The organism is Caulobacter sp. FV1ye6ST (genome assembly GCF_058681225.1).
The window spans coordinates 2,552,470-2,575,138 of the sequence record NZ_CM178733.1 but is presented as its reverse complement, the minus strand read 5'-3'; the positions used below and the strand labels follow the sequence as shown (position 1 = coordinate 2,575,138).

Genomic DNA, 22,669 nt, shown 5'->3' with positions numbered 1-22,669 from the left:
GCTTGAGCGATGACGGGACGGGGAGGCTTCCCCGCCGGTCGTCAGGCGGGGAGAGGCGGCTGAGGGCGCGGCGGGGACAGCTTTCGGGATCGGAATTTTATGAAGTGTTTGCGACGATTGCCGTGAACCATCCTTGTCCGGATGGCTTTGGTTGGGGCGCTGAAGATGCGCATCTTGATGGCGCGCGAGCCCTCTTTTGGCTAAGACGCCGGCCATGCTGCGTATTTCGGAACTGAAGCTGCCGCTCGGCCATCCGCCGGAGGCCATGAAGCCTGCCATCGTCGCGCGCCTGGGGATCGCCGAGGGCGACCTAGTCAGCTTCTCGGTCGCGCGCCGCGCTCACGACGCGCGCCGCAAGGCCGCGATCCTGATGGTCTATTCGGTCGACGTGGCGCTACGCGACGAGGCGGCCGTGCTGGCGCGTTTCACGGGCGACCACCATGTTCGCGTCACGCCCGATACCGAATACCGGTTCGTGGCCAAGGCCCCCGAGGGCTTCGACGGCCCGCGCCCGGTGGTGATCGGCGCGGGTCCCTGCGGCCTGTTCGCCGGGCTGATCCTGGCGCAGATGGGCCTGAAGCCGATCATCATCGATCGCGGCAAGGTCGTGCGTGAGCGGACCAAGGACACCTGGGGCCTGTGGCGCAAGAGCGAGCTGAACCCAGAGTCCAACGTCCAGTTCGGCGAGGGCGGGGCGGGGACCTTCTCTGACGGCAAGCTCTACAGCCAGATCAAGGATCCGCGCTTCCTGGGCCGCAAGGTGCTGGAGGAGTTCGTCAAGGCGGGCGCGCCGGAAGAGATCCTGACCGAGGCCCATCCGCATATCGGCACCTTCCGCCTTGTCCACATGGTCGAGCAGATGCGCGCGCTGATCGAGAGCCTGGGCGGCGAGTATCGCTGGCGGCACAAGGTCGAGGACTTCGACATCGCGGTCAACGCGGACGGCGTGCGCCGGCTGAAGGGCCTGCACATCGCCGGCGGGGGCTACATGGCGACGACGCACGTGGTCATGGCCCTGGGTCACAGCGCGCGCGACACCTTTGAAGTCCTGCACGATCGCGGCGTCCATATCGAGGCCAAGCCGTTCTCGATCGGCGTGCGCATCGAGCATCCGCAATCGTGGATGGACAAGGCGCGGTTTGGGACCTGCGCCGGCCACCCCGACCTGGGCGCGGCGGACTACAGCCTCTCGCATCACTGCAAGAACGGCCGCACCGTCTACAGCTTCTGCATGTGCCCGGGCGGCACGGTGGTGGCGGCGACCTCGGAGCCCGGCCGGGTCGTCACCAACGGCATGAGCCAGTATTCGCGCAACGAGCGGAACGCCAATTCCGGCTTCGTGGTCGGCATCGATCCCGAACGCGATTATCCGGGCCATCCGCTGGCCGGGATCGAGTTCCAGCGCAAGTGGGAGAGCCTGGCCTACGTGGCGGGCGGCTCCAGCTACGCCGCCCCGGCCCAGAAGGTCGGTGACTTCATGGCGGGGCAAGCCTCGACGGACCTGGGCGAGGTCGCGCCGTCCTACAAGCCGGGCGTGACGCTGACGGACCTATCGACCTGCCTGCCGGACTTCGTGATCGAGGCCATGCGCGAGGCGCTGCCGGTCTTCGGCCGCCAGATCGCCGGCTACGACCATCCGGACGTGTTGCTGACGGGCGTCGAGACCCGGACGTCCTCGCCGATCCGGATCACCCGGGGCAAGGACTTCCAAAGTCTCAACACCGCGGGCCTGTTCCCGGCCGGCGAGGGCGCGGGCTATGCCGGCGGCATCCTCTCGGCGGCGGTCGACGGCATCAAGGTCGCCGAGGCCGTGGCGCGGGCCTATCTTGCCGAAGGGCTGATCCCCGCGACGACCTGAGCCATCGCGGGGACAGTATCGGCTACTCGGCCGGTTCGCTGACCTGCTCGAGCGTGGGGTAGTCCGTATAACCCTTGGCCCCGTTGGCGAAGCCATAGAAGGTCGTCGGATCGGGTGCGTTGAGCGGCGCGCGCTTTTGCAGGCGCTCCACCAGGTCCGGGTTGGCGATATAGGCCTTGCCGAACATGACCGCATCGGCGTTTCCGGCGGCGATCGCCGCATTGGCGCTGTCGAGGTCGAACTTCTCGTTGGCGATATAGACGCCCCCGAACGCGGCCTTCAGCGCCGGGCCCAGGCTGTCGGCGGCTTCATGCTCGCGGGCCGAGATGAAGGCGATCTTGCGCTCACCCAAGGCCTTGGCGACATAGCCGAAGGTGGCCGGCAGGTCGCTGTCGCTGATGCCGTGGCTGTCGGCGCGCGGCGCCAGGTGGACGCCGACGCGGTCGGCGCCGAACACCGAGATCGCCGCGTCGGTGGCTTCCAGCAGCAGGCGGGCGCGGTTCTCGATCGGGCCGCCATATTGGTCGGTGCGCTGGTTGGAACCGTCCTGCAGGAACTGGTCGAGCAGGTAGCCATTGGCGCCGTGCAACTGCACGCCATCGAAGCCGGCGTCCTTGGCGTTCTGGGCGCCTTGTCGGAAGGCTTCGACCACGCCGCCGACTTCCTCGGTCGTCAGGGCGCGCGGGGTCGGGTAGGGGCGCTCGGGACGCAGCAGGCTGACATGGCCCTTGGCGGCGATGGCGCTGGGGCCGACCGGGAGTGCGCCGTTCAGGTGCTCGGGGTCGGAGATCCGGCCGACGTGCCAGATCTGCATGAAGATGCGGCCGCCCTTGTCGTGCACGGCCCTGGTCACCTGCTTCCAGCCCTCGACCTGCTCCTTCGACCAGATGCCGGGCACGCCGGCATAGCCGACGCCTTGCGGGCTCACCGGCACGCCTTCGGTGATCAACAGGCCGGCCGAGGCGCGCTGGGCGTAGTAGTCGGCCATCAAGGCGTTGGGAATGCGGGTCGGCCCGGCGCGCAGGCGGGTCAGCGGCGCCATGACGACGCGGTTGGGCAGTTCAAGAGCGCCGACGCGCAGCGGGTCGAACAGGTTAGGCATGAAGACTTGTCCCTAGAGCGGGGCGCCGACCCTCCGTCGGCGTCTGCGAAGCTAGGTGGGGACGAGGTCTCGTATCGCAATCGCAACAGGATCGATTTCGTCTGAAAGCGAAGCGGTGAAATCTAAAAATCTAAAGTGGCTTGAGGTCTTGCAGCATCGTCGGAACCAGTTCCGACACCGTCGGGTGGATGTGCACCGCCCGCGAAATCACCGTGTAGGGGGCCTTGGCGTACATCAGGTCCAGCATGCCATGGACGACCTCGTCGCCGTTCAGCCCCAGGATCGCGGCGCCGAGGATCTCTTTGGTCTCGGCGTCGACCACCACCTTCATGAAGCCCTGCGTCTCGCCCTTTTCGACGGCGCGGCCGACGCGGGTCATCGGACGCTGGCCGACCAGCAGCGGGCGGCCGGTGGCCTTGGCCTCCGCCTCGGTCATGCCGACGCGGCCCAGCGGCGGGTCGATGAACAGGCCGTAGCAGGTGATTCGGTCGCTGACCTTGCGCGGGTCATCATCAAGCAGGTTGGCGGCGATGATCTCGAAATCGTTATAGGCGGTGTGGGTAAAGGCGCCCTTGCCGTTGCAGTCGCCCATCGCCCAGATCCCCGGGACATTGGTCTTCAAATGGTCGTCGACCACGACATAGCCTCGTTTGTCGGTCGCGATCCCGGCCGCCTCCAGGCTCAGGTCGTCGGTGTTGGGCTTGCGGCCCACCGCGAGCAGCACGTGCGAGCCGGTCACCTGTGGCGCGCCGGCCTCGCAGGTGACGTGGACGCAGTAGCCCTCGGGGCAGGTGCTGAAGCTGATGCACTCGGCGTTGAGGCGGACGGTGACGCCCTCGGCTTCGAGGATCTCGCGAACCGTATCGGAGATCTCCGGATCCTCACGGCCGATCAGGCGCGGGCCCATCTCGACCACGGTCACCTGGCTGCCGAAGCGGCGGAACATCTGGGCGAACTCGAGCCCGATATAGCTGCCGCCGACGATGACCAAATGCTCGGGCAGCGTATCGAGCTGCATCATTCCGACATTGGTCAGGTAGTCGATGTCGCCGATCCCGGGCATGTCCGGGGCGTTGGCCCGGCCGCCGACGTTGAGAAAGATCTTCGGCGCGGTCAGCAGGCGCTCGCCGACGCGGACGGTGTCGGCGCTCTCGAAGCGGGCGTGGCCCTCCACGACCGTGACGCCCTTCATGCCGCGCAACCATTTCTCGACGCCGCCGCGGGCGTTGCGGACCACGGTTTGCTGGCGATCCTTGACCCGCTTCATGTCGACGCCGACGTGGCCCTGGAGGACGACGCCATAGTCCGCCGCGCGGCGCGCCAGATGCGCGGCATAGGCGCTGGCGACCAGGGTCTTGGTCGGCATGCAGCCGGTGTTGACGCAGGTGCCGCCGAAATCCTTGCGCTCGACCATCGCCACGGTCCAGCCGGCGGCGCTGAGGCGACCGGCCAGCGAAGGACCAGCCTGACCGGCCCCGATGATGATGGCGTCGAAGGTTTCAGCGGCGGCCATGGTCAGATCGCGGCCTTGGCCAGGAAGAAGATCGCGAAGGCGCCGACGACGGCGACGATGTCCTCGATGATCGCGGCGGGCTTGTCCTTGCCGAATCTGGCCGCCAGGCGACCGCGGACGTCGGCGCCGACGAACGTGCCGATCACAGCGCCGACAGCGCCGAGGACCATGCCGCGCAGCCAGTGGGTGCCGGGCATCATCAGGGCCGCGCCGGCGAAGGCGCCGGTGAGCACGCGGGCGATGAACTGTTGCGGGACCTTGCGGCTAGGCGTCTTGGGATGCTGGTCGGCGATCAGCTCCAGCGCGGCCAGGGTGCTGAGGACCAGGACCGGAGCCAGTCCGCCCAGCCAGGCCAGCGGATAGCCGGCCAGCGGCAGCCAGCCCAGACGGGCGGCCCAAGCCGCGGCCGCTGGCGCGGTCATGGCGCGCAGCCCGGCGATCACGCCGATCAGCAAAGCGAAAACGTAGAGCAACATGGAAGACTCCCCCTTACATCGAGGCGCCGAGACTGGCTTGCCTTGCAACCTGACCGCAAGGGCCTACGCGGCGATTGCACATTCCAGCGGTCTTTTTGGCCAATCGCTTTTGGCGTGATCGCGACGTCGATACTGACAGTAAGGCGGCAGCAGCGTGTTTCTAGAACGGTGGGCAACGAACACCGAGAGGGACACCCGATGCTCAAGACCCATACCGGCAGCTGCCACTGCGGCGCCGTCCGCTACGAAGCCGAGATCGACCTGGAAGCCGGCGCCGGCCGCTGCAATTGCTCTATCTGCGCCAAGACTCGCAGCTGGGGCGTCTTGATGAAGCCAGACGCTTTCCGCCTGCTGACCGGCGAGGATCGCCTGGGTGACTACCTGTTCGGCTCGATGAGCTGCCATCATCGGTTCTGCGCGACCTGCGGTGTTCGCGTATTCGGCCACGGCCATGTCGCCGAACTGGGCGGTGACTTTGTCTCGATCCAGGTGGCGACGCTGGATGATGTCACACCCGACGAGCTGGCGGCCGCGCCGATCAACTATGGCAACGGCCGCGACAATCGCTGGTGGGAGCGACCGTCGGAGACCGAGGTTCGCTATCTCTAGGCGGACCGGAGGGCCTCGAAAGCGCGGTCGAGGTCGATCTTCAGATCCTCGATCGTCTCCAGGCCGATGTGCAGGCGCAGCAGCGGCCCTTCAATGGCAGCCGGCACGGAGCGGTTCTTCAGCTGCGGATCGCAGTGGATCGCCAGGCTCTCATAGCCTCCCCAGGAAAAGCCCAGGCCGAACAGCTTGAGCTCATCGAGGAAGGCGTGGACGGCGCGCTGGCCGCAGGGTTTGAGCACCACGCCGAACAGGCCGCAGGCGCCGGTGAAATCGCGCTTCCAGATCGCATGACCCGGATCGCCGGGCAGGGCGGGGTGCAGCACCTTGGCGACCTCGGGCCTGTCCTGCAGCCAACGGGCGATAACGAGACCGTTCTCGTGGTGGCGGGGCAGGCGGGTCGTCAGGGTCCGCAGGCCCCGCAGCATGGTGTAGGCGTCATCGGGCGACACCGACCAGCCGATGTCCCACATGGCGTTGCCCAGAGCGTTGCCGATGTCGACGTCCATGGTCGTGGCCGAGCCCATGAAGCAGTCCGAGTGGCCGCCCACATATTTGGTCAGGGCCTGGACGCTGATCGTCACTCCATGAGCCAACGGTTTGAAATAGAGCCCGGCCGCCCAGGTGTTGTCGATCAGGGTGATGATCTCGCGATCGTTGGCGGCCTTGGCGATGGCCGGCACGTCCTGCATTTCGAAGGTCAAGGAGCCGGGAGCTTCCAGCAGGATCATCCGGGTCTTGGGCGTCACCAGCGCCATCAGGCCGTCGGCGTCCAGCGCGGGATCATAGTAGGTGGTGGCGACGCCGAAACGGGTCAGGACGCGGTCGCAGAACCGGCGCGTCGGCTTGTAGGCGCTGTCGACCACCAGGATCTCGTCGCCGGCCTTCAACACCGCCAGCATGGCGCCGGTGATCGCCGCCAGACCCGATGGATAGAGAGTGACGTCTGGCGAACCCTCCAGCTCGGCCAGGGCCTTCTGCAGGGCGGCTGGCGACGAAAGGCCCGTAATGCCGTAGGTGATCTGGTCATCGTCGTAGAGTGACGCCGCATTGGGCAGCAGCACCGTCGAAGCGCGCTGGATCGGCGGATTTACGGTGCGCGCCATGGCGGTCGGCTCGGAGCCTGTACGGACCAGACGGGTTTCTTCATCCATGGCGGGGGACTCTCGGCGACGCGGCTTACCGCTTGTGGTTTAAGGCTCCGCGCGCACGGTTCAAGGAGCGATCGGTTGTCGGTGCGTTTTGGCGTAGTGGTTCTGTCCTTGCTGGCGCTCGCGGCGTGCGGTCAGCGCGGGTCCGCGCCGGAACCCAAGCCGGCCGAGACGGCCGCGCCGTTGGCCATCAAGCCCGCCGCGCCCAGCAAGACCCTGAAAGCCGTCAAGGCGCGCGGCGAATTGCGCTGCGGGGTCAATCCCGAGCTGCCAGGCTTCGCCTTTCAGGACAATGGCGGGCGCTGGCGCGGCTTCAATGTCGACTTCTGTCGGGCCCTGGCCGCGGCCGTGCTGGGCAAGCCCGACAAGGTGACCTTCGTGCCGCTGGGCAACGAGGAGCGGATCGCCGCGCTGCGTACGGGCAAGGTCGATGTCCTGTGGCGCAACACCTCGTGGACCTTCTCGCGCGACGTCGGCGACCAGCTGGACATGGCGGCCATCTCCTATTTCGACGGGCAGGGGTTCTTGGTCCGCCGCAATCTGAACCTGACCAGCGCCGTCGAGCTGAACACGGCCAAGATCTGCGTCCAGACCGGCGCCACCTCGGCTCAAAACCTCGAGGATTTCTTCCGGGCGCGCGGCATCGCCTACACGGCCATGGTGTTCGATAGCGAGGAGTTGGCCCGCTCGGCCTATCAGGCCGACAGGTGCGACGCGTTCACCGCCGACATTTCCGCCTTGGCGGCGGCGCGGTCGGTGCTGGATGATCCGGGCGCCCACGTGATCCTGCCCGACGCCATCTCCAAGGAACCGCTGGGTCCGCTGGTGCGCCAGGACGATCCTGTCTGGACCGATATCGTCCGATGGACGCTCTACGCCCTGGTCCTGGCCGAGGAGCATGGCGTCACGAAAGCCAACGCCAAGGACATGAAGACCGGCGCCGATCCGGAGGCGCGGCGGTTGCTCGGCGAGGGTGGCTTCGGCGCGATCCTAGGTCTGGACTCCGACTGGGCCGCGCGCGCCATCTCGGCCGGCGGCAACTATGGCGAGATCTTCGACCGCGACATCGGCGGAGGTTCGGCGCTGAAGCTGGACCGGGGTCTGAACGCGCTGTGGAACGCGCCCAAGCCCGGCCTGCTCTACGCGCCGCCGATGCGTTAGGTCGCCGGTCCCGTCGCGATCGGCGTGTCGGCCAAGCCGCCCCATTCTGTCCACGAGCCGTCATAGACCGCAGAGCGCGGCTTGCCCAAGCGCGCCAGCGCCAGGGCCACGACCGAGGCCGTGATGCCTGACCCGCAAGTCGAGGTGATCGGCTTGTTGATGTCGACTCCCGCGGACTCGAACACCGTCTTCAACGGCTCGGCCGGCAGCATGGTCCCGTCGGCGGCCAACAGGGCCGAGAGTGGGATGTTGCGGGCGCCGGGCATGTGACCGCCGCGCAGGCCTGCGCGGGGCTCGGGATCTCTACCCTCGAAACGGCCGGCGGCGCGGGCGTCGATGATCTGCTCGCGGCCGGTCTCGACGATCTCGCGCATCTGCTCCAGCGAGCGATAGATGTCGGCCTGGTAGCGCGGGGTGAAGTGCCGCTCCTGTGGCATTGCCGGACCGTCCTCGACCGGGCGGCCCTCGGCGATCCACTTGGGCAGGCCGCCGTCCAGCACCACGACGTCCTCGTGGCCCATGGCGCGGAAGTGCCACCAGGCGCGCGCGGCCGGCAGGATGCCGCTGCTGTCGTAGACCACGATCCGCGAACCGTCGCCCAGTCCCAGCTTCCTGACCCGCGAGGCGAACTTGACCGCCGTCGGGATCATGTGCGGCAGGTCCGACGTCTCGTCGGAAATGTCGTCGATGTCGAAGAACACCGCGCCCGGGATGTGGGCGGCCAGGAACTCCTGGCCCGGATCGCGCTGGGCGGCCGGCATGTGCCACGAGGCGTCGACCACACGCACGTCAGGCGCGTCGAGGTGCTCCGCCAGCCATGCGGTGGAGACCAACGGATCGGACGGAATGGCCATGGAACGCCTCTTGGGATCAGACTCGGCGGCGAGTTTACATCCAAGGCGGCGTCGGCAAGCCTCTTTCCTTCAGGAATTCGGGATTGAACAGCTTGGACTGGTAGCGCGAGCCGTGGTCGCACAGGATGGTCACTATGGTGTGGCCAGGACCCAGCTCGCGGGCCAGCTTGATCGCGCCGGCGACATTGATGCCGGCCGAACCGCCCAGGCAAAGCCCCTCGTGCTGGACAAGATCGAAGACCACTTCCAGCATCTCTTCGTCGCTGACGCGGAAGGGGTGGTCGACAATCAGGTCTTCCAGGTTGGCGGTGACGCGGCCCTGGCCGATGCCCTCGCTGATCGAGGTTCCTTCGGACTTCAGCTCGCCGTCCTTATACCAGCTGTAGAGCGAAGCGCCGTAGGGGTCGGCCAGGCCGATCTTCACGCCGGGCTTGCGCTCGCGCAGGGCCTGGGCGACGCCGGCCAGGGTGCCTCCCGAGCCCACCGCGCAGATGAAGCCGTCGACCTTGCCGCCCGTCTGCTCGAAGATTTCCGGCCCGGTCGCCCGATAGTGGGCGTCGCGGTTGGCGACATTGTCGAACTGGTTGGCCCAGACAACGCCATTGGTTTCAGTCTTGGCAAGTTCCTCGGCCAAGCGTCCGGAATAGCGAACATAGTTGTCGGGATTGGAGTAGGGGGCGGCGTCGACCTCGACCAGTTCCGCGCCCAGCAGGCGGATGGCGTCCTTCTTCTCCTGGCTCTGGGTCCGGGGGATGACGATCGTCGTCTTGTAGCCCAGCGCCGAGGCGACCATGGCCAGGCCGATGCCGGTATTTCCGGCGGTGCCCTCCACGATGCGACCGCCGGGCTTCAGCAGACCCCTGGCCTCCGCGTCACGGATGATGCCCAGCGCGGCGCGGTCCTTGACCGACTGTCCAGGGTTCATGAACTCGGCCTTGCCCAGGATCTCGCAGCCCGTGGCCTGGCTGGCGCGGTTCAAGCGGATCAGCGGGGTGTTTCCGATCGCGTCGAGAACGCTGGGCAGGGCGGTCATGTGGGGCCTTGGGCAAGATCTTTCGGTTGGCTGACAGATCGTGCGGCGAAAGGCCGGCGCAACCCCAGTTTTCCTGAAAGCGCCTCAGGGCGGATCGCCAAACCTCAAGCTTCACCGTGGCTTGACATGATATCCACAAGCTGTGGATATCAGCTGCGGCTCAGGCCTAGCTGAATGACATTGGTCCGCTCGGTCCGAAAGCCTGCTTCGCAGTAGCTGAGATAGAACCGCCACAGGCGCCGGAAGCGTTCGTCGAAGCCGTCCTTGCGGATGTCGCTCCAAGCGCCTTCAAAGCGCCGCGCCCATTCGGCCAGGGTGTCGGCATAGTTCTGGCCGAAGCGCTTGAGATCGCTCCACTCAAGGCCCGCGCGCTCGGTCTCTTCCTTAAGTCGCGCCTCGCTGGGCAGCATGCCGCCCGGGAAGATGTAGCGCTGGATGAAGTCGGTGCGCCCGCGATAGTCGTCGAACAGCTCGTCGCGAATGGTGATGATCTGCAGGCCGGCGCGACCGCCGGGCGTCAGCACGTCGCGGATCTTTCCGAAGTACGAGGGCCAGTATTCCTCGCCTACGGCCTCGAACATCTCGATCGAAGCCACGGCGTCGAACTGGCCCTGGACGTCGCGATAGTCGATCAGCTGGATGTCGGCCTTCTCGGCCAGGCCCTGCTCGAACAGGCGCTTGCGGGCGAAGTCGTACTGGGCCTGGGAGATGGTGATGCCGGTGACCTTGGCGCCCACCTCCTTGGCGGCGAACTCGGCGAAACCACCCCAGCCGCAGCCGATCTCCAGCACGTGTTTGCCGGGAGCTAGGTCGATGGTCCGGGCCAGGGCCGCGTACTTGGCGGTCTGGGCCTCGGGCAGGGACTGGTTCGGCCGCTCGTAGAGGGCCGAGGAATAGGTCATGCTGGGATCGAGCCAGCGCGAATAGAACGCGTTGCCCAGGTCGTAATGGGCGTGGATGTTCTTGCGCGAGCCGTCTCGGCTGTTGCGGTGGAACAGGTGGTAGAGGACGTTGATGACCCGCATGACCGGGTTGCCGTCCACAAGGGCGGACAGCTTGTCGAAATTCAGAGAGAACGCTTCGAGCACCGCCGACAGGTCGGGCGTCTCCCATTCGCCGGCCATGAAGCCCTCGGCGAAACCGATGTCGCCGGACGAGAAGGCGCGGCGGACGAAGTTGTAGTCGCGGATCCGGATCGTCGCTTCCGGACCAGTCTGGCGCCCCCGCACGGTCACGGCCTTGCCGGTTGGCAGGATGAAGGTGACCGAACCGAACTCCCAGTTCGTCGCCGCCACCCGCAGGGCGGTTCGGAAGGCGGTCGGGGCGGCCTTCAGGTCGGGGTGGTTGCAGAGCGTCGTATCCAAGGCGGGGCCTCGCATCCGGTTGCGCGTTCATTAACGCTGTTAAGGACCGGCCCGTAAACCCGCTAGAGGCTGCGATAGGCCTGCATGGCTTTCTCTCGCGCCTCGGCGTGGTCGACGATTGGTCTAGAATAGAGACGTTTTGCTTCGGCCGGCAGATGCAAGGCTCGGGTCCATGGCTTGTGGATAACCTCGTCGGAAACGTTTTTGAGCTCTGGGACCCAGCGTCGGACATAGACGCCACGCGGATCGAACTTCTCGCCCTGGGCGATGGGGTTGAAGATCCGGAAGTAGGGCGCGGCGTCGGCGCCGCTGCCGGCCACCCACTGCCAGTTGCCGACATTGTTGGGCAGGTCGGCGTCGAGCAGCGTGTCCCAGAACCAGGCCTCGCCCTGCCGCCAGTCGACCAGCAGATGCTTGATCAGAAACGAAGCGACGATCATTCGCACGCGATTGTGCATGAAACCGGTGGCCCACAGTTCACGCATGCCCGCGTCGACCATCGGATAGCCCGTCTCGCCCTTGGTCCAGGCTTCGAAGAAGGCGGGGTTGGGCTTCCAGGGGAAGGCGTCGAACTCGGGCCGAAAACTCTGCGTCGGCAGCTCTGGACAATGGAAGAGGATGGCGTGATTGAACTCGCGCCAGCCGATTTCGGACAGGAACTTCTCGATCTCGCCCGCGGGGGCGTCGCCGTGCTCGGCGGCGTTGCGGGCGGCAATCCACACCTGCCGCGGTCCGATCTCGCCGAAGTGCAGGTGCGGCGACAGGCGCGAGGTGGCCTCGACGCCCGGCACGTCGCGCTTCTCGCCATAGCCGTCAACAGGGCCGGACAGGAACGCGTCAAGTCGCTCCAGCGCGCCCGCCTCGCCGGGCCTCCAGATATCGAAGCCCTTGGACCAGTCGGGCTTGATTGGCTGCAGATTCCAGCCGGATAGACTTTCGCTGCGCGGGAAATGTTCCGGCGATTTCAGATGTTTGGGCGCGGGTTCCGCAGTCACGTGGGTGAGGTGCTCGCGCGCCGCCCGCCAGTAGGGCGTGAAGACCTTGTAGGGCTGCTTGGAGCCGTTCTGCACCGTCCAGGGTTCGTTCAAAAGACCGGCGTTGAAGCTTTGGCAGTCGACGCCGGCTTCCTTCAGACGGGCCTTGATTTCGGTGTCGCGATCGATGCTGGCCTTGTCGTAGAGCCGGTTCCACAGCACGCCGGTCGCCCCGCTGTGGGCGATGATGTCGTCGAGAACCTCGGTGGCGACGCCTTTGCGCAGCACCAGCTTATTGCCAAGCTTATCAAGGCTTTCGGCCAGGCTCTTCAGAGACTTGTCCAGCCACCAAAGCGAGGCGGCGCCCATCGGTCGGACGTCCGTGGTCTCATCGAGAATGTACAGCGGGATCACCGGCCGGCCGCTGTCGGCGGCATGGCGCAGGGCGGGATTGTCGGCTAAGCGCAGGTCTTCGCGGAACCAGACGATGATCGGCTCCTGGTCTTTGTCCGTCCGCACTTGCTTCACCTCGCCCGAAAGGCCACCTCTCGGGCGCCTGCACTCCTAATACGTCGGAACCGTTTCCTTGGATCATCCGCAAGTCGTCGCCCGCGGGGGCGCTCTATGACCCGGCGCATCGTTCTCGTCACCGGCGGCGCGGGTTTCATAGGTTCGAACATCGTCGCGCGCTTCTGCGAGGATCCGGCGCTGGACGTCGTGGTCTGCGATCGCTTGCGCGACGCGGCCAGCGGCAAGTGGCGCAACATCGCCAAGCATCCGATCGCCGACTTCGTGGCCCCCGAGCAGCTGTTCGACTGGCTGGCCAAGCGCGGCGCGGAGGTCGAACTGATCATCCACATGGGCGCGGTGTCCTCGACGACCGAGCAGGACGCCGACAAGATCGTGCGGTCCAACTTCGTGTTGTCACGCGACCTTTGGGACTGGTGCGCGCAACACGGCAAGCGGCTGATCTACGCCTCGTCGGCGGCGACCTATGGCGACGGCTCGCTGGGCTTCGAGGGCAAGGACGATCCGGCCTCGCTGCAGGCCCTGCGGCCGCTGAACGCCTATGGCTGGTCCAAGGCGCTGTTCGATATCTACGCCGTGCGCGAGGCTCATCGCGGCCATGCCCCGGCCCAATGGGTGGGCCTGAAGTTCTTCAACGTCTACGGCCCCAACGAGGACCACAAGGACGGCATGAAGTCGGTCGTGGCCCAGATCTGGCCGCGCGTCGCCGCGGGCGAAGGCGTCAAGCTCTTCAAGTCGCATCATCAGGACTACGAGGACGGCGGCCAGCTGCGCGACTTCGTCTATGTCCGCGACGCGGTCGACGTGATCGCCTGGCTGTCCAGGAGCCCAGCCGTCAACGGCGTTTTCAATCTGGGTTCGGGCCATGCGCGCTCGTTCCGCGATCTCGCGGTGGCCACCTTCGAGGCCGTGAACCGCGCGCCCGACATCACCTATATCGACATGCCCGAGGTGCTGCGCGGCAAGTACCAGTATTACACCCAGGCGGACATGAGCCGTCTGCGGGCCGCTGGCTATGACGCGCCGATGACCACGCTGGAAGACGGCGTCGCCGACTATGTGGCGGGCTATCTGAATACCGACGACCCGTATCGCTGACGTCAGGGCACGGTTGCCGGCCCGGGCGACGGGCGTAGGCTGAGCCCCGAGATCGAGGCGCGAACCTCGACGTCAGGGAGTTCATCATGGCCGGCATCGCCGCCTGGGGCGCTTACGCGCCGCGTCTGCGCCTGAGCCGCAAGGCGATGACCGAGGCCAATGCCTGGGTCGCGCCGAACCTGAAGGCCAAGGGCAAGGGCGAGCGCTCTATGGCCAACTGGGACGAGGACGCCCTGACCATGGCGGTCGAGGCGGCCCGCGACGCGCTCGGCCCCGACGACGACCGCGGCCACATCGACAGCCTCTATTTCGCGTCCACGACCGCGCCCTTCGCCGACCGGCTGAACGCGGGGATCGTCTCGGCGGCCCTGACCCTTGAGAAGTCGATCACCGCCAGCGACGTGACCGGTTCGCAGCGCTGCGGCCTGACGGCGCTGGGCCAGGCGCTGGCGAGCGGCGGAACCTCTCTGGTCGCCATCGGCGAGCGCCGCAGGGCCCGCGCCGTCTCGGCCCAGGAACTGGACTTCGGCGACGGCGCGGCGGCGTTCGTGGTCACGGACGGTCCCGGCGCGGCCGAGCTAATGGGACGGGGTTCGGTCACCGACGACTTCGTCGACCACTTCCGGGGCGACGACGGCGGTTTTGACTACTACTGGGAGGAGCGCTGGATCCGCGATGAGGGCATCGTCAAGCTCGTCCCGCCGGCTGTGCGAAGGGCGCTTGAAGTTGCCGGGTTAAGCGCCTCTGATGTCGATCATTTCTGCTTTCCATCGACCTTCTCGGGCATGGCCGCGACCGTCGCCAAGGCCCTTGGGATCAGGCCAGAGGCTGTTCGCGACAATCTCGCCGCCGTGATGGGCGAGGCGGGCTGCGCGCACGGACCGATCATGCTGGCCCACGCGCTGGAGGACGCCAAGGCCGGCGAGGTGATCCTGGTCGCCCAGTTCGGCCAGGGCGCCGAGGCGCTGGTGTTCCGGGCCACCGGCCAAGGCCCGCGTCCCGCGCGGGGCGTCACGGGCTCGCTGTCTGATCGAGAAGTTGAAACCAACTATCTGAAATTCCTGACCTTCAACGGCCTGGTCGAATGGGACAAGGGCATGCGGGCCGAGAAGGACAACAAGACGGCCCTGACCACCCTCTATCGCAATGAGGACATGATCCTGGGTCTGGTCGGCGGCCGCTGCCGCGAGACGGGTGTCGTTCAGTTCCCACGCACGCGCATCTCGGTCGCGCCGAACAATCCGGCCGTCGACACGCAGGAGCCGTATCGCTTCGCCGAACGCCGCGCGAGCGTTCTCAGCTATTCAGCTGATTATCTTACCTTTTCCATGGCTCCGCCGAACCACTACGGCATGATCGTCTTCGAGGGCGGCGGCAGGATCATGATGGACATAACCGACGTCTCGCCGGGTGACGTCGAGACCGGCCTGCCGGTGCGGATGGTGTTCCGCATCAAGGAGCTCGACGAGAAGCGCGGCTTTGTCCGTTACTTCTGGAAGGCCACGCCGGATCGCGCGGCCATCGCCGCCCAAACCTCTCAAGCCGCCGAATAGGGAGACCGATCATGCCGCAGGGTATCCGGGACAAGGTCGCCATCCTCGGGATGGGCTGCAGCAAGTTCGGCGAGCGCTGGGACGCCGGCCCCGACGAGCTGATGGTCGAGGCCTATCTGGAGGCCATGCAGGACGCGGGCATCGATCAGACCCAGCTGGATGCGGCCTGGTTCTCGACGCACATCGATGAGATCGGCTCGGGCAAGGGCGGCACGCCGCTGTCGATCGCCCTGCGCCTGCCCAACATCGCCGTCACCCGCGTCGAGAACTTCTGCGCCTCGGGCTCGGAGGCCTTCCGCGGCGCGGTCTATGCCGTGGCGGCCGGCGCGGCGGATATCGCGCTCGCCGTGGGCGTCGAGAAACTGAAGGACACCGGCTACGGCGGCCTGCCGGTCGCCAATCCGGGGACGCTCAGTCCGCAGGTAATGCCGAACGGCTCCGCGCCAGGCAACTTCGCCCAGCTGGCCAGCGCCTATCGCGCCAAGCACGGGGTCTCCAAGGATGATCTCAAGCGCGCCATCGCCCATGTCTCGGTCAAGAGCCACGCCAACGGCGCCAAGAACCCCAAGGCGCACCTGCGCAAGCCGATCACCGCCGAGCAAGCCTTGAACGCGCCGATGATCGCCGAGCCGCTGGGCCTGTTCGACTGCTGTGGCGTGTCGGACGGCGCCGCCGCGGCGATCGTCACCACGCCCGAAATCGCCCGGGCGCTCGGCAAGCACGATCTGGTCACGGTGAAGGCCCTGCAGCTGTCGGTCTCGAACGGCTACGAGAGCCAGTACAATGGCTGGGACGGCAGCCACTTCCACACCGCCCGCATCGCCGCGCGGAAGGCCTACAAAGAGGCCGGCATCGAGCGGCCGCGTGACCAGATCTCGATGATGGAGGTGCACGATTGCTTCTCGATCACCGAGCTGGTGACGATGGAGGACCTTTTCATCTCGCCGGAAGGCCAGGGCTGGCGGGATGTGCTGGACGGCTTCTATGACGCCGACGGTGGGATGCCGTGCCAGATCGACGGCGGCCTAAAATGCTTCGGCCATCCGATCGGCGCCTCGGGCCTGCGGATGCTCTACGAGATGTACCTGCAACTGCAGGGGCGCGCGGGCGAGCGGCAACTCTCTGATCCGGTCTTCGGCATGACCCACAATCTGGGCGGGGCGCCAGCCAGCAACGTCTGCTCGGTGGCGATCATCGGCCAGGAAGGCGCTTAAGGGAAAAGAGGCTTAAAGCCGCCATGGCCTTGGTGTAACTCAAGGCCATGGGCGGTACGTTCAAGGGCTTCAAGCGCTGGATTTTCGCGGGGCTGGCGCTGTTCCTGGCGCTGTTCCTGACGGCCGCCTTCGTCTTCCGTTATGACATCCTCAGCAACGCCCTGGACCCCAAGGTCCCGTTCCTGACCTACCGCCCGCCGCCAGCCCCGGACTATGGCAAGCGCTCGTCCTGGGTCTTGCTGCCGGGCGCCGCCCGGGCCAACCAGCCGGTCGACGTGTTCTTCGTTCACCCGACCACCTTCGACGGCGGTCGCGACTGGAACGGCGGCATCGACCAGCCGAAGGCCCAGCGGTTCCTGTCGCGGGTGGTGATCCCGAACTATGCGGGACCATTCGACCGCGTGGGAAGGGTGTTCGCGCCGCGCTATCGCCAGGCCAGCCTCTATACCTACCTGACCCTGCGCGACGATGCCCGCGACGCGCGGCGCTTCGCCTATGGCGACGTCAAGCTTGCCTTCAGAACCTATCTGTCGCGCTACGGCGAGGCGCGGCCGTTCATCATCGTCGGGGTGGAGCAGGGCGGCTCCCTGGCCGTTCGCCTGCTCCGCGAGGAGATCGCCACCGACCCAGACCTCAAGCGCCGCCTTGTCGCCGCCTATCTGGTCGAGACGGTGGCGCCGGCCGACGAATACGGACCGAAGGCGCCGATCCCCGCCTGCGAGCACAAGGGCGAGACCGGATGCGTCGCGGCTTGGGCGTCGGCTCAGGAGGGCGACTTCCGGGCCGTCCAGGAACTGACGGGCCGCTCGCTGATCTGGGACGCGACCGACCAACTGGTCAACCTCGAGCACCGCACGCCGCTGTGCTTCAACCCGCTGCTGGGCGGGACCGGTCTGGAGCGCGCGCCGGCCAAGCTGAACTTGGGCGCGGCCAACGCCACGGGTCTGGATTGGGGCGCCCGGCCGGCCTTTTTGCAAAGGCAGGTCTCGGCGCGCTGCGAGAACGGCCTGTTGAGGACGAGCAAGCCCAAGTCGAGCGCGCTGCGCGACAGCGGCTCGTGGGCCGACCGGCGAAAGGTCGACGCCTTCAACCTGTTCTATGCCGATATCGAGGCCGACGCCCTGGCGCGGTCGGCGACCATGGTCGGCCGCCCGCTAGCCGCCATTCCCACGATCCCGCAGCGCCGATAGGCCGCCATAGCCGGGCTGATCGATGGCGATCTGGCCGATGGCCGTGGCGCGCAGGTGCGCCAAAAGCGCCGGATCAAGCGGGCCGATCGCGCTGGTCCGCAAGGCCTCGCAGAGCTTGGCGTTGAGCGTGGCGAAGTCGCCGGTGTCGGCCATCAAGGCCTCAAGCCGCTCGATAGCCTCGGCCTCCAACCTCGCGCCGTGCTCGGCTTCGCGGGCCAGGGTGGCGCGGGCGTTGTCGGCGACGCGGGTCAGAAAGGCCTGGCGCGCATCGCCGGATATGGTGATCTCAGCGTCGAAGGCGGCAACGGCTTCGGCCAGTTCGGCGGCGGTCGGGTGGCTGATCATGCCGGCTCCATCAGCACCACAAGGTCAATCTCCGTCTCGCTGGTCCGCCGGCCGATCATGGCGCGCTCGATCGAGCGATCCTGGCCGCTGGCGAAGCTGGAATACATCATCAGGCACATGACGCCCCACTTTAGCGAGCCCAGCGCCTGCCAGAACTTCACGCGCTCCAGCGAGACCCCGCCACCGTATGCGGCCAACAGGTCGCCATAGTCGCCAAAGCCGCCGACGGGCTTTCTCCATTCGCCGAAGCGCCAGGAATTGACGCAGATCCAGCCGAGGTCTTCGGCCGGGTCGCCCAGATGGGCCAGTTCCCAGTCGAGCACCCCGACCAAGCCGCCCGTCGGGTGGATCATCAGATTGCCATTCCGGAAATCGCCGTGGACCAGCACCGGCCGCTCGGGCGGTGGCGGCGCGATCGTCTCCAGCCAGCGGAAGGCGGCCTCCAGGATCGGTCGCCGGGCGCCCAGTTGGCGGTAGATCTCCTCGTAGCGCGCGAGTTCGCCGCGCGCGTCGGATGTGGTCAGCTCCGGCAGGCCTTCGGTCGGCACGGCGTGAATCCGCGCCAGCACCTCGCCGCAGCGGCGAGCAAGGTCGGGGCGCACGGCGGCGAAGGCCTCGTCGCGGACGATCCTGCGACCCAGGGTCTCGCCCTCCAGACGGCGCATGACATAGGCCTCGCCGAGGCTGTCGTCGGGCGTGCAGACATGGACCACGCTGGGCGCCGGCGCGCCGGCCTGATCGGCCGCGCGGATCAGCCCAGCCTCGGACGCCAGGGACAGGGCGGTTTGGCGCATAGCCGCGCCATCGGGGCGGCGACGCAGAATCAGCGGCGTCCCGTCGTCGAGATCGAAAGCCCAGGTTTCCAGGCTGGCGCCGCCCGACAGGCGGCGGGCGTTGGCGGCTCTGGTCGCGGTCGGCGACAGGCGCGAGGCGAGGCGATCGAGAGCGGCGGCGATGTCCATGGAGCAAGCTTCCAGGTTTCACCTTACGTCAGGCAAGAGCTTCGCGACTTTACGGCGAGCCCGGCGCGCCTTACGCAACGAGCTTAAACTCTGCTCAGGATCCCTCATGCCTTCCGGTCTCGCCGCGCTGCTGGATGACGTCGCGGCCATCACCAAGCTCGCCGCCGCCTCGCTGGACGATGTGGGGGCGGCCGCTGGGAAGGCGGGGACCAAGGCCGTGGGCGTGGTGGTCGACGATGCGGCTGTGACGCCCGGCTACGCCATGGGCTTCACGCCCGACCGCGAGCTGCCGATCGTCTGGAAGATCGCCGTTGGCTCGTTGCGCAACAAGCTGCTGTTTCTGCTGCCCGGCGCGCTGGTGCTGTCGGCCTTCGCGCCCTGGGCCGTGACGCCGATCCTGATGGTCGGCGGCGCCTATCTGGCCTTCGAGGCCACCGAGAAAATCCTGGAGGCGTTCGCGCCAGGGGCGGAGGGCGAGGCGATCGAGGAACTAGCGCTCAGCGCGCCCGAGCTTGAAAAGCAGAAGGTCGATGGCGCGATCCGCACCGACTTGATCCTGTCCGGCGAGATCATGGCTATCGCCCTGGCCGAGGTCGCCCATCTGAGCCTCGTGATACAAGCGGCGGCGCTGGCCATCGTCGGCGTCCTGCTGACCATCGTGGTCTATGGCGCGGTAGCGCTAATCGTGAAGATGGACGACATGGGCCTGCACCTGTCGCGCCGTGAGGCCAAGGGCGTGCAGAAGTTTGGCCGTGGCCTGGTCAAGGCCATGCCCGTGACCATGGAGGCCCTGACGGTGATCGGCACCGCGGCCATGTTGTGGGTCGGCGGCGGCATCATCGTTCACGGGCTGGAGAAGTTCCACCTGACGCCGATCCCGACTTGGGTCGAGGGCTTCTCGCACTGGGCGCACGGTGTCCCGGGCATCGGCGCCGTGACCGGCTGGCTAGCGTTCGCGGTGGGTTCGGCGGTGGTCGGCCTGGCCGTCGGCGGTGTCCTGGCCGGCGTCATGCACCTTTGGCATCACCGTAAGGGCGCGGCGGCGACGCACTAGGCGCGCCAGAACGCCTCGATCCTGACTGCCAGGGCCTCGATGTCGACGGGCGTTCGAGTGTCGACCTCCAGGACCGCGCCGAGGGCCATCGGGCGATCGTATTCGGCCAACAGCTCCGGCGTCAGGGTCGCCAGCGGATGAGCGCTGCGATGATGGCCCGATGCGGCCGCGCGCGCCGCGAAGCGCCGGGCGGTCTCCTCGGCGCCGCAGACGCAATGGGCCTCCACCAGGTGTCCGCCAAGGGCCAGGATCTTTCCGCGTTCGTAGACGCTGCGAGGACGGAAATTGGCCTCCAGCACGGCGGTCGGAGCGGAGGCGGCAAGCGCCCAAAGCACTTCCATCGCCGCGCCACCGACGCGTCGTGACGCGGCCAGGTCACCATCGCCGTCGCCCAGGACGTCGACCAGGGTCTCCTTGATGATGTCCTTTGAGATCAGCGCGAGGCCCAGGCGCGTCGCCAAGGGCTTGGCCAAGGTCGATTTGCCGGAGCCGGGCGCGCCCGACACCAGGACGAGGCGTCGGATCATGGGCCTATCCGGCTTCATTCAATGGCGAGGCGGGTTTCCAGTCGAACAGTTCCTGCATCGTCCGCAGCGCCTGGCCGCGTGGCGAGGTGAGGTCCGGGTCGCGGGCCAGGATCAGGCGGGCGTCGTCGGCGGCGACGGCGATCAGGTCGCGGTGCGCTACGGGATCGGCCAGGCGATAGGCCGGGAAGCCGCTCTGCTTGAGGCCCAGCGGGTCGCCGCCGCCGCGCAGCGCCAGGTCCTTTTCGGCGATTTCGAAGCCATCGTCGCTGCGGCGCAGGATGTCCAGGCGCTGCTGGGCCACTTCCGAGAGCGGCGGATCATAGAGCAGCACGCACGAACTCTCCCGCGCGCCCCGGCCGACCCGGCCGCGCAGTTGGTGAAGTTGGGCCAGACCGAAGCGGTCGGCGTGCTCGATGACCATGATGCTGGCGTTGGGAACATTGACCCCGACCTCGACCACCGTGGTTGCCACAAGCACGCTCACCTCGCCGTCGGCGAAGCGCTGCATGACCGCGTCCTTCTCGGCTGCGGGCATCTGGCCGTGGACCAGGCCCACGCCGGGCAGATGGCGGGCCAGGTCGGCGGCGCGGTCCTCGGCGGCGCGCAGCTCGACCTTGTCGGATTCCGAAACCAGCGGGCAGACCCAGAAGGCCTGGGCGCCGCTGGCGATGGCGCCGCGCAGGCGCTCGACGATTTCGGGCACGCGCGGGGTGGGCGCGGCGCGGGTGGCGACCGGCGTTCGGCCTGGCGGCTTCTCGTCGATGCGCGAGACGTCGAGATCGCCGAAGACGGTCAGCTCCAGCGTGCGCGGGATCGGCGTGGCCGACATGGCCAGCAAGTGGACGCCCCAATCTTCGCTAGAGGGGCCCTTGTCTTGCAGGCGGCGACGCTCGTTGACGCCGAAGCGGTGCTGTTCGTCGATAATGGTCAGGGCCAGGCGGTCGAAAACGACGTCGTCCTGGAAGAGCGCGTGTGTGCCGACGGCGACGTGGTGGGTTCCGTCCGCCAGGCCCAGCAGCTTGGCCGAACGGCTGGCGCCCTTGTCGCGGCCGGTGAGCAGGATCACCGACAGGCCCAGCGCCCGCAGCGGCGCCGCGATGGTCTCGAAGTGCTGGCGGGCCAGGATCTCGGTCGGGGCCATCAGGGCCGACTGGAAGCCCGCGCCGGCCGCGTCGGCCATGGCCAGCATCGCCACCACCGTCTTGCCCGAGCCGACATCGCCCTGCAGCAGCCGGCTCATCCGCTCGCCGGAAGCGAGGTCCCCGCGAATCTCCGAAAGCGAACGGATCTGGGCGCCGGTCAGCCTGAAGGGCAGGGCCTTCTCGGCCGCTTCCGACAGCGAGCCGGACGGGACGCGCGGGCCCGGCGTCGCGCGGCGCGAGGCCTTGCGCTGGGCCAGGGCCAGCTGGTGAGCCAGCAGTTCGTCATAGGCCAGACGCCGGCGCGGCCTTGCCAGGGGCGCCAGATCCGCCTCGCTCGCGGGCGCGTGCATGGCCGTCAGGGCCTCGCGCCAGCCGGGCAGCTTTTCGCGCTCGCGCCAGGCCTGGTCCTGCCACTCGGGGAGTTCGGGCGCGCGGTTCAGGGCCTCAAGGGCGAACTTGCGGAAGGTCCGCGAGGGCAGGCCGTGGGTCGCCGGATAGACTGGTTCGATCTCGGGAATATCGCCGGCGCGCTCGGCCTCGACGATGTAGTCGGGATGGGCGATCTGGAGTTCGGAGGCGTAGCCGTCTGGCCGTTCGACCTTGCCGCTGACGGCGCGTTGCGCGCCCTTGGGGTGCTGGCGCTCCAGGTGCGGGCCGTGGCCCTTGAACCAGACGAGGGTCAGGAAGCCTGTCCCATCCCAGGCGCGGATCTTCCAAGGCTGGCCCAGGCGGCCCGGCGTCTGATGCTGGTCGATGGTGACGATGAAGGTCTGGACCTGGCCCTCGACGGCCTGGTCGACCGTGGTCACCGATCGGCGAATCAGCGCCGTCGGCGGGGTGAACAGCACGTCACGCACGATCGGGCCGGCCAGTTTCTCGACCAGCGGCGCGACGCGCGGGCCCACGCCCTTGAGCGTGGACACCGAGCTGAACAGGGGGAAGAGAATCTCCGGGCGCATCTGGC

At 67.4% G+C, this 22,669-nt stretch carries 20 protein-coding genes; 8 read left to right on the top strand and 12 right to left on the bottom strand.

Translation table 11 applies throughout. The features are described from left to right. Positions 1-214 precede the first annotated feature (214 nt). Complete coding sequence (locus tag ACW175_RS12625) at positions 215-1,858, top strand: NAD(P)/FAD-dependent oxidoreductase (RefSeq protein WP_492104794.1); 1,644 nt, start codon at positions 215-217, stop codon at positions 1,856-1,858. A 22-nt stretch (positions 1,859-1,880) separates the two neighbouring features. On the opposite strand, the gene ACW175_RS12620 is transcribed toward ACW175_RS12625, so the two are convergent. The 3 genes from ACW175_RS12620 to ACW175_RS12610 all read right to left on the bottom strand — a co-directional run bounded on the left by ACW175_RS12620 (position 1,881) and on the right by ACW175_RS12610 (position 4,949). Further along, positions 1,881-2,960 (bottom strand): alkene reductase, encoded by a 1,080-nt coding sequence (locus tag ACW175_RS12620; RefSeq protein WP_492104793.1) that lies wholly within the window; start codon positions 2,958-2,960, stop codon positions 1,881-1,883. Positions 2,961-3,090: 130 nt separating this feature from the next. Next, complete coding sequence (locus ACW175_RS12615; RefSeq protein WP_492104792.1) at positions 3,091-4,473, bottom strand: FAD-containing oxidoreductase; 1,383 nt, start codon at positions 4,471-4,473, stop codon at positions 3,091-3,093. A 2-nt stretch (positions 4,474-4,475) separates the two neighbouring features. Continuing rightward, entirely contained in the window at positions 4,476-4,949 is a 474-nt protein-coding gene (locus tag ACW175_RS12610; protein ID WP_492104791.1) for a DUF4126 family protein, read from the bottom strand. Positions 4,950-5,147: 198 nt separating this feature from the next. Between ACW175_RS12610 and ACW175_RS12605 the strand changes: the two genes are divergently transcribed. Beyond that, positions 5,148-5,558, top strand: coding sequence for a GFA family protein (locus tag ACW175_RS12605; protein WP_492104790.1), 411 nt, complete (start codon positions 5,148-5,150; stop codon positions 5,556-5,558). On the opposite strand, the gene metC is transcribed toward ACW175_RS12605, so the two are convergent. After that, positions 5,555-6,709: a cystathionine beta-lyase gene (gene metC, locus ACW175_RS12600; protein WP_492104789.1), complete on the bottom strand. Its 1,155-nt coding sequence runs from the start codon at positions 6,707-6,709 to the stop codon at positions 5,555-5,557. The genes ACW175_RS12605 and metC overlap by 4 nt on opposite strands. Before the next feature lie 81 nt (positions 6,710-6,790). On the opposite strand from metC, the gene ACW175_RS12595 reads away from it, so the two are divergent. Then, complete coding sequence (locus ACW175_RS12595; RefSeq protein WP_492104954.1) at positions 6,791-7,867, top strand: amino acid ABC transporter substrate-binding protein; 1,077 nt, start codon at positions 6,791-6,793, stop codon at positions 7,865-7,867. On the opposite strand, the gene sseA is transcribed toward ACW175_RS12595, so the two are convergent. The 4 genes from sseA to ACW175_RS12575 form a co-directional block, all read right to left on the bottom strand. Then, positions 7,864-8,721, bottom strand: coding sequence for a 3-mercaptopyruvate sulfurtransferase (gene sseA / locus ACW175_RS12590; protein ID WP_492104788.1), 858 nt, complete (start codon positions 8,719-8,721; stop codon positions 7,864-7,866). The genes ACW175_RS12595 and sseA overlap by 4 nt on opposite strands. 34 nt (positions 8,722-8,755) lie before the next feature. Next, complete coding sequence (locus tag ACW175_RS12585) at positions 8,756-9,754, bottom strand: cysteine synthase A (protein WP_492104787.1); 999 nt, start codon at positions 9,752-9,754, stop codon at positions 8,756-8,758. Between the two features lie 149 nt (positions 9,755-9,903). After that, positions 9,904-11,133: a class I SAM-dependent methyltransferase gene (locus ACW175_RS12580; RefSeq protein WP_492104786.1), complete on the bottom strand. Its 1,230-nt coding sequence runs from the start codon at positions 11,131-11,133 to the stop codon at positions 9,904-9,906. Between the two features lie 47 nt (positions 11,134-11,180). Then, positions 11,181-12,611 carry a cryptochrome/photolyase family protein gene (locus ACW175_RS12575; RefSeq protein WP_492104785.1) on the bottom strand — a complete coding sequence of 477 codons (1,431 nt, stop codon included), beginning with the start codon at positions 12,609-12,611 and terminating at the stop codon, positions 11,181-11,183. Between the two features lie 105 nt (positions 12,612-12,716). On the opposite strand from ACW175_RS12575, the gene rfaD reads away from it, so the two are divergent. From rfaD to ACW175_RS12555, 4 genes are all read left to right on the top strand, one after another. Further along, entirely contained in the window at positions 12,717-13,718 is a 1,002-nt protein-coding gene (gene rfaD / locus ACW175_RS12570) for an ADP-glyceromanno-heptose 6-epimerase (protein ID WP_492104784.1), read from the top strand. An 86-nt stretch (positions 13,719-13,804) separates the two neighbouring features. Further along, positions 13,805-15,271 (top strand): OB-fold domain-containing protein, encoded by a 1,467-nt coding sequence (locus ACW175_RS12565; protein ID WP_492104783.1) that lies wholly within the window; start codon positions 13,805-13,807, stop codon positions 15,269-15,271. Positions 15,272-15,282: 11 nt separating this feature from the next. Then, on the top strand, positions 15,283-16,485 hold the full coding sequence (locus ACW175_RS12560) for an acetyl-CoA acetyltransferase (RefSeq protein WP_492104782.1): 1,203 nt from the start codon (positions 15,283-15,285) through the stop codon (positions 16,483-16,485). Positions 16,486-16,532: 47 nt separating this feature from the next. Beyond that, entirely contained in the window at positions 16,533-17,675 is a 1,143-nt protein-coding gene (locus ACW175_RS12555) for a DUF3089 domain-containing protein (RefSeq protein WP_492104781.1), read from the top strand. Here ACW175_RS12555 and ACW175_RS12550 read toward each other — a convergent pair. Both ACW175_RS12550 and ACW175_RS12545 read right to left on the bottom strand, forming a co-directional pair. Beyond that, on the bottom strand, positions 17,640-18,020 hold the full coding sequence (locus ACW175_RS12550; RefSeq protein WP_492104780.1) for a DUF6285 domain-containing protein: 381 nt from the start codon (positions 18,018-18,020) through the stop codon (positions 17,640-17,642). The two genes, ACW175_RS12555 and ACW175_RS12550, sit on opposite strands and share 36 nt — an antisense overlap. Next, positions 18,017-18,982 (bottom strand): phosphotransferase family protein, encoded by a 966-nt coding sequence (locus tag ACW175_RS12545; RefSeq protein WP_492104779.1) that lies wholly within the window; start codon positions 18,980-18,982, stop codon positions 18,017-18,019. The genes ACW175_RS12550 and ACW175_RS12545 overlap by 4 nt, the downstream gene beginning before the upstream one ends. 106 nt (positions 18,983-19,088) lie before the next feature. On the opposite strand from ACW175_RS12545, the gene ACW175_RS12540 reads away from it, so the two are divergent. Next, the gene (locus tag ACW175_RS12540; RefSeq protein ID WP_492104778.1) at positions 19,089-20,036 is read left to right on the top strand and encodes a DUF808 domain-containing protein; all 948 of its coding nucleotides are present in this window, start codon (positions 19,089-19,091) and stop codon (positions 20,034-20,036) included. Here the strand turns inward: ACW175_RS12540 and ACW175_RS12535 are convergent. Then, complete coding sequence (locus ACW175_RS12535; RefSeq protein WP_492104777.1) at positions 20,033-20,563, bottom strand: P-loop nucleotide/nucleoside kinase family protein; 531 nt, start codon at positions 20,561-20,563, stop codon at positions 20,033-20,035. The two genes, ACW175_RS12540 and ACW175_RS12535, sit on opposite strands and share 4 nt — an antisense overlap. A gap of 4 nt (positions 20,564-20,567) precedes the next feature. After that, a complete protein-coding gene (gene recG / locus ACW175_RS12530; protein WP_492104776.1) occupies positions 20,568-22,664 on the bottom strand; it encodes an ATP-dependent DNA helicase RecG in 2,097 nt (698 codons plus the stop codon). Positions 22,665-22,669: the final 5 nt, after the last annotated feature.

Bases quoted from the DNA above. Each gene is read 5' to 3' on its own strand.
- metC (WP_492104789.1), bottom strand. From the start codon at position 6,709: ATGGATGAAGAAACCCGTCTGGTCCGTACAGGCTCCGAGCCGACCGCC.
- ACW175_RS12535 (WP_492104777.1), bottom strand. From the start codon at position 20,563: ATGATCCGACGCCTCGTCCTGGTGTCGGGCGCGCCCGGCTCCGGCAAA.
- ACW175_RS12545 (WP_492104779.1), bottom strand. From the start codon at position 18,982: ATGGACATCGCCGCCGCTCTCGATCGCCTCGCCTCGCGCCTGTCGCCG.
- ACW175_RS12580 (WP_492104786.1), bottom strand. From the start codon at position 11,133: ATGCGAGGCCCCGCCTTGGATACGACGCTCTGCAACCACCCCGACCTG.
- ACW175_RS12585 (WP_492104787.1), bottom strand. From the start codon at position 9,754: ATGACCGCCCTGCCCAGCGTTCTCGACGCGATCGGAAACACCCCGCTG.
- ACW175_RS12550 (WP_492104780.1), bottom strand. From the start codon at position 18,020: ATGATCAGCCACCCGACCGCCGCCGAACTGGCCGAAGCCGTTGCCGCC.
- ACW175_RS12620 (WP_492104793.1), bottom strand. From the start codon at position 2,960: ATGCCTAACCTGTTCGACCCGCTGCGCGTCGGCGCTCTTGAACTGCCC.
- ACW175_RS12625 (WP_492104794.1), top strand. From the start codon at position 215: ATGCTGCGTATTTCGGAACTGAAGCTGCCGCTCGGCCATCCGCCGGAG.
- ACW175_RS12605 (WP_492104790.1), top strand. From the start codon at position 5,148: ATGCTCAAGACCCATACCGGCAGCTGCCACTGCGGCGCCGTCCGCTAC.
- ACW175_RS12555 (WP_492104781.1), top strand. From the start codon at position 16,533: ATGGGCGGTACGTTCAAGGGCTTCAAGCGCTGGATTTTCGCGGGGCTG.
- rfaD (WP_492104784.1), top strand. From the start codon at position 12,717: ATGACCCGGCGCATCGTTCTCGTCACCGGCGGCGCGGGTTTCATAGGT.
- ACW175_RS12610 (WP_492104791.1), bottom strand. From the start codon at position 4,949: ATGTTGCTCTACGTTTTCGCTTTGCTGATCGGCGTGATCGCCGGGCTG.
- ACW175_RS12615 (WP_492104792.1), bottom strand. From the start codon at position 4,473: ATGGCCGCCGCTGAAACCTTCGACGCCATCATCATCGGGGCCGGTCAG.
- recG (WP_492104776.1), bottom strand. From the start codon at position 22,664: ATGCGCCCGGAGATTCTCTTCCCCCTGTTCAGCTCGGTGTCCACGCTC.
- ACW175_RS12540 (WP_492104778.1), top strand. From the start codon at position 19,089: ATGCCTTCCGGTCTCGCCGCGCTGCTGGATGACGTCGCGGCCATCACC.
- ACW175_RS12560 (WP_492104782.1), top strand. From the start codon at position 15,283: ATGCCGCAGGGTATCCGGGACAAGGTCGCCATCCTCGGGATGGGCTGC.
- sseA (WP_492104788.1), bottom strand. From the start codon at position 8,721: ATGGCCATTCCGTCCGATCCGTTGGTCTCCACCGCATGGCTGGCGGAG.
- ACW175_RS12565 (WP_492104783.1), top strand. From the start codon at position 13,805: ATGGCCGGCATCGCCGCCTGGGGCGCTTACGCGCCGCGTCTGCGCCTG.